4 protein-coding genes and 2 pseudogenes are annotated in these 5,599 nt (G+C 54.8%); 4 read left to right on the forward strand and 2 right to left on the reverse strand.

What is annotated here, in order from left to right:
* Window positions 1-28: 28 nt before the first annotated feature.
* Window positions 29-823 (reverse strand): MBL fold metallo-hydrolase, encoded by a 795-nt coding sequence (locus tag B3849_RS09980; protein WP_286780069.1) that lies wholly within the window; start codon window positions 821-823, stop codon window positions 29-31.
* Entirely contained in the window at window positions 783-1,115 is a 333-nt protein-coding gene (locus B3849_RS09985; protein WP_286780070.1) for an MBL fold metallo-hydrolase, read from the reverse strand. Before B3849_RS09985 ends, B3849_RS09980 begins: the two co-directional genes overlap by 41 nt.
* Before the next feature lie 414 nt (window positions 1,116-1,529).
* On the opposite strand from B3849_RS09985, the pseudogene B3849_RS09990 reads away from it, so the two are divergent.
* From B3849_RS09990 to B3849_RS10005, 4 genes and pseudogenes are all read left to right on the forward strand, one after another.
* Window positions 1,530-2,555, forward strand: a pseudogene (locus tag B3849_RS09990) (IS110 family transposase).
* Between the two features lie 309 nt (window positions 2,556-2,864).
* Window positions 2,865-3,857: an IS30 family transposase gene (locus B3849_RS09995; RefSeq protein ID WP_286780071.1), complete on the forward strand. Its 993-nt coding sequence runs from the start codon at window positions 2,865-2,867 to the stop codon at window positions 3,855-3,857.
* 101 nt (window positions 3,858-3,958) lie between these two features.
* A pseudogene (locus B3849_RS10000) lies at window positions 3,959-5,042 on the forward strand (IS30 family transposase).
* 240 nt (window positions 5,043-5,282) lie between these two features.
* On the forward strand, window positions 5,283-5,599 hold a 317-nt coding region (locus B3849_RS10005), incomplete at its 3' end, for a LysR family transcriptional regulator (protein ID WP_286780072.1).

The following is a 5,599-nucleotide window of genomic DNA, read 5'->3' on the forward strand; positions in this document are numbered from 1 at the left end:
CCAAGTTTTTGTCCGCACCCCCGCCGGGTCAGTCCTCGGTGACAATCAACAGGCGATGGGCCATCCCGTGGGCCCCACTGGGATCGGGCAGGTGGGCGAGATTACCCGGCAACTTCGCGGCGAGGCGGGTGCACGCCAGCACAAGAACGCCAAGACCGTAAATGCTTTCCGTCACTTCGCGGTTAAAGAGAACGGTGAACAGGTCGACGACCCGCTTGGGCTCCCGGATCTCCGCGAGCGCATTTTTCAGGTCTTGTTCATGGCCTTCGATCAGCGTGTCGATGCGTGCATGCAACCCGCGATATGGATCGCCATGCGATGGCAGCACCAACACGTCATCCGGGATCTCCGTCTTGATGCGCGCCAGGCTACCGAGCCAATTGGTCATCGGGTCCGCTTCGGGATTACGCGCGCGAACCGATACGTTGGGCGTGATCTTCGGCAACACCTGATCGCCTGCGATGAACAGTTTTCGTTTCTCGTTATAAAGACAGGCATGTTCTGGCGAATGGCCGGAGCCTATGACGACCCGCCAATCGTCTCCTCCCAACGTCAGAATGTCACCTGCTGCAATCCGTTCAAACTTCTCCGGCGGAGTGCAGACAAGCCCGCTATAGGATCGTTGAAGATCAATATTTGCCTCGATCAAAGCATCACTACCGCCAGCCGCGCGAAAGAATGCCGCCTGGCGCGCATCACGCTCCGGCGACATGCCCTTGGCCAATGCAACCAGCTCTTTCTCTTCCTCCGAAGTGATCAGCACCGGCGCATCACAAAGCTTACTAATCCACCTGGCCACCCCCGCCGTGGTCAGGGTGTCCATGGGTCAGAACCAAACGGCCCACGGCGTGTCTCTGAATGGTGGAGCTAAAGATTTTTTCCCAAGCCGCAACGGTTTCCGGAGAGTCGATGCCCGTATCGATGATGTCCCACGCTCCATCATGACTGAACAGCCAGATGTTGACCGACACCAGCCCACCACCAACCGGCATACGTGCCCAAAGCAGGTTATCGTTCACCTCAACAGTAGAGCTATCGCCGATGAGTGGGGCATCTCCTGCAAATGGATATTGGAGAATATTTTTGACCGCGGCTGAGGCTACTTCGCAAACCATCTCGACTCGTCCTAAACTGGCGTAATCAAATCAAAAATACATACTTAGTTGCTATTCATCAAGCAAAGCAATGACCCGAGGTCCCCTTGTGGATCCTTGATTGACGTGAGCCTCGAAACCGCTTGATAGGGGACATTGGCAATTGTCACACCAGAAAGGTAGCTGCCTCGACCGCGGTGGAGGTAACTCAGTTATCCTGAGACGTATATCTACCTCAAATTCCGGTGATCCTTCCTCGAAGCATATTTAGTATAATATAGGCTTCCAAGGCCAACTTATAACATAATCCTAATTATCGGTTTACGTATCGCTCACAGGGGCACATTCTAAACTGATGGATTGGATGCCCCTACTGTTGGTTCATTATAGAACCGTCCGAGCCATGGTGGTGCGGACGTCTTGCAGGAGGAACAAATGTCAGAAGCATTTATCATCGGTATCGACCTGGCGAAGCGCGTTTTTCAAATACACGGCGCTGATGCCGCAGGTAAAGTTTTATACCGTAGAAAGCTGAGCCGGCCTCAGTTCAATAAGTTTCTAAATGAGCACCCAAGTTGCATTTTTGCGATGGAAGCGTGCGCGTCCGCCCATCATTGGGGGCGTGAAGCGCTTGCTGCAGGTCATGAGGTTCGATTGGTACCGGCGCGATATGTGAAACCGTTTGTCAAACGCCACAAGAGTGATGTTGTCGATGCAGAGGCCATTACAGAAGCCGCGATGCGTCCCTCAATGCGCTTCGTCCCAGTGAAAGCCCCGGAACAGCAAGCACAGGCGATGTTGTTTCGGACGCGGGAATTGTTCGTGCGGCAGCGCACCCAGCTTATCAATTCGCTTCGCGGATACTTGGCGGAGTTTGGGATTGTGCTGCGGCTACGCATTCGGAACGCTGATATTCTCTAACGAGAAGTAGAGGAACAGGCACATAAACTGCCCGACGAGGCCAAACGCTTGGCGGAACGGCTCCTAGCGCAGATCGAGACTATCAGCGCAGAAGTCGAAGGTCTGGATCATTCCATCAAGATGCATGCAAAAACGTCAGAGGAAACGCGGCTTATGCAAACGATGCCTGGCGTCGGCCCGATGTCCGCCATCGCAATTTCGGCCTTCTGTCCTCCCGCCAAAAACTTTCGCACGGGGCGGGATTTTGCAGCATGGCTTGGTCTTGTACCTCGACAGCATTCGACAGGTGGTAAGGAACGGTTGGGGCGCATCACAAAAATGGGCCAGAAAGATGTGAGGCGGTTGCTGATCATCGGTGCAATGTCCGTCATCAATTCCATCGAACGATGGAAGCGTTGTGCCGAACCATGGTTAGCGCGTATGCTTGAAACACGCCCCCGGATGGTTGTTGCTGTTGCTTTGGCAAACCGCATGGCTCGGAGGCTTTGGGCCATGTTGATGACGGGCCAGATTTATCGCATTCGCGGGGCCGTCGCTTAGCGGCAGACCACGGATACCGGCAGGTATGTGAGGACGAAAGGATCGACTAAGGAAAGCGGATCGACGAGAACGAACATGGAAAAACCAGTGCAACCCTTCGCGGCTTCGAGCCCGATAAACTGATTTGGAGCCAAGTTCGCGCATCTCCATAAGGGCCAGCAGCCAAGTGTGCTGCACAAACAGGCCGGACACGTGACTGCACCCGATCATGCTATCTAAACGTCGAAACAATCACCCACATAAACCGGGGCATCCACACGTGGGTTGCGAAATTTCCCCTATCTTGCTGGAAAGCAAGGAGAATGAAAGATGGCCCATACAGAGCTAAACCTGCGTGAACGGCGCGTGCTCGAAGATATGTTGAATGCTAAGATACCTATACGAGAGATAGCAGCACAGATCGGCAGGCATGTTTCGACGATTTATCGTGACATCAAGCGCAACCGCTATGCCGACAACGACCTGCCGGAACTGAACGGATACTACGGCGTGGTTGCTCAAAAAGCGGCGACCGAAAGACGTGCGCGGCGGCGCAAACTGGTGCGCCTTGTCGGCTTGAGAAAAGCCGTAATCAAGCAGCTCAAGGAAGGTTGGTCACCAGAGCAGATCGCGGGCCGATTGCAATATGAAGGCCAAACAACCCGCGTAAGTCATGAAACGATCTACGCCTATGTTTACGGCCCAGATGGTCAATCTGCGGAACTCGCACGCTACCTGCCCAACCGCCGGAAAAAACGGCGTCCGCATCACGCGCGCAGGCCACGAGGCCTTGTGTTCCCGCCGGATCGCTCAATTCACGAACGCCCTGACTACGTTGATAGCCGCGAGACTTTCGGCGGGAGGGAAGGCGATTTGATGATATTCGAACGCGCTCAGGGCAAGATGAACGTTGCCTCACTGGTCGAGCGGAAGACCCGCTTTGCTGTCCTGTTCCGAAACAACGATCGCAGCACAACGCATCTGATGGACAAGCTAATGACTGTGATGGAACCTCTGCCCCAAACGGCTCGTAAATCGATCACCTTTGATAGAGGTATTGAGTTTAGGAACTGGCGCAAGCTGAAACCTGGAATCGGAACCGAGGCATGGTTTTGTGATCCACAGGCTCCGTGGCAAAAGGGTTCCGTCGAAAACCTGAACAAGCGTGCGCGGCGCTACTTACCAAGAGATGCGCCTGTGTCCGCGCTCTCAAATCGAGATATGAAGTCGATTTGCGACCGCTTGAACGGCACGCCCAGAAAGTGTCTGGGATGGCGCACACCAGCGGAAGCCTTCAGGGAAGAACTGATGAAACTGAGATAGCGGAAACCGTCGCAACGACCCTTGAGAACCCACAGGCGCGCGCTACCCTCAAGTGCGACTCTTGTTAGAAAACAGTAGTTTATCTAATGAGAGGAATCGTTATGGGAGCCGTTTACGACCAACTGAGTATCACAGAACGACGCAAGATCGAACGCTGGAGACACGCAAAGGTCCCAGTTGACGAGATGGCACGCGTTCTGAAACGCTGCAGGTCCACGATATTCCGCGAGCTAAAGCGCAACCATTTTTCGGACGAAAGCATGCCCGGATGCGATGGCTATTACGGTGCCGCGGCCCATATGATGCAAGCGGATCGTCGTGCCCGGGAGCGCAAGCTGATCAAACATCCTGAACTGTGCAAACGCGTGATTGAGCGCATCAAGAACGGGTGGACACCAGAGCAGATCAGTAACCGTATGATCCACGAGCGCGCTCCCCTCAGGGTCTGCCAGGAAACCATCTATCGCTACATCTATTCCAAGGAAGGTCAGCGCGAAGACCTGTGGTGGTATCTGCCGACGCACCGTATCGCTCGACGTCCCCGCCGCACCCGAAGACGCAGAGAACCCAAATTCCACCGCGGTTTCAGTATCCTGTTCGGCCCCGATGATGTCGCGCATCGTCGGCAATTTGGTCACTCACTGCCCGACAGGCGATTTGTGAAACAAATCTGCCGAGAGGGGGAGGCCGATTTGATGCTGTTTAAACAGAAGCTTGGCCAGACCAACGTCACCTCACTGGTTGAGCGCGTCAGCCGCTTCACGGTGATCCTGAAAAACCCGAACAAGCGCACCAAGCCGGTCATGGGCAAGATCATGAGTGCCATCAAAGATCTCCCCCTCGTCGCCCGTCGGTCCATCACTTTTGACCGCGGAACCGAGTTTGTCAGTTGGCCACACCTACAAGCTAAGATTGGAACCCAGACGTGGTTTTGCGACCCCTCAAGCCCCTCTCGGGACATCGCTACGCGATACCCTGCCGGGCAACGCATGGCAGAAAGGCACAGTCGAGAATACAAACCGACGCCTTCGAAGATGGTTGCCGCGCAAACGCGACATCCGCCAATGCACAGATCACGATATGAAGGTGATCTGTGATCGCCTCAACAACACGCCGCGTAAGTGTCTTGGATGGAAAACGCCAGCCGAGGTCTTCCGCCAAAAAACATTGGAGGAAATGCGATGACGCCCCTACCCTGAGCTCGACAAGAGTCGCGGTTCAGGTATCGCTCACATGATCGGCTATTGCGTAAGACAGCTAAGTCCCGCACACCGGACATCTACAAATGCTGTAGTGAAGGGCCGCTCACCGCCCAATTGTTGTTTACCACCTAATTGGTCCAGCGTTCTTTGACGACAGGTGACTTCACCGTCGCGCTGAATTACCCTCTTCCTTCGCGACCGGAACAAGAAATAGAGGCTCTTCGTGAACACGCGCTTTTTAGAGACATTCGTCACAGTCGCCAATTTGGGCAGTTTCCGAGCGGCGGCCGAGCAATTGAATGTGAGCCAAGCGACGGTCTCCAGCCGGATTTCGTCGCTGGAGACGGACCTCCAGGTCGACCTGTTTGACCGTGAGTTTCACGCCACCCGGATCACGGTGGCCGGGGCCATGATTCTTGAAACAGCACAAGAGATGCTCGCGACGGAGCGCAATCTGCGCGCCACCTTATCCGATCCGACCACCGCCGTGGGGCGGGTGCGTCTGGGGCTGGTATCTTCGGTCGTTCATACTTGGCTTTG

The organism is Sulfitobacter sp. UBA4523 (genome assembly GCF_002388305.1).
GTDB classification, from domain to species: Bacteria; Pseudomonadota; Alphaproteobacteria; order Rhodobacterales; family Rhodobacteraceae; genus Sulfitobacter; species Sulfitobacter pontiacus.

Excerpts from the sequence above, each read along its gene's own strand:
- B3849_RS09995 (WP_286780071.1), top strand. The coding sequence starts at position 2,865 with ATGGCCCATACAGAGCTAAACCTGCGTGAACGGCGCGTGCTCGAAGAT.
- B3849_RS09985 (WP_286780070.1), bottom strand. The coding sequence starts at position 1,115 with ATGGTTTGCGAAGTAGCCTCAGCCGCGGTCAAAAATATTCTCCAATAT.
- B3849_RS09980 (WP_286780069.1), bottom strand. The coding sequence starts at position 823 with ATGGACACCCTGACCACGGCGGGGGTGGCCAGGTGGATTAGTAAGCTT.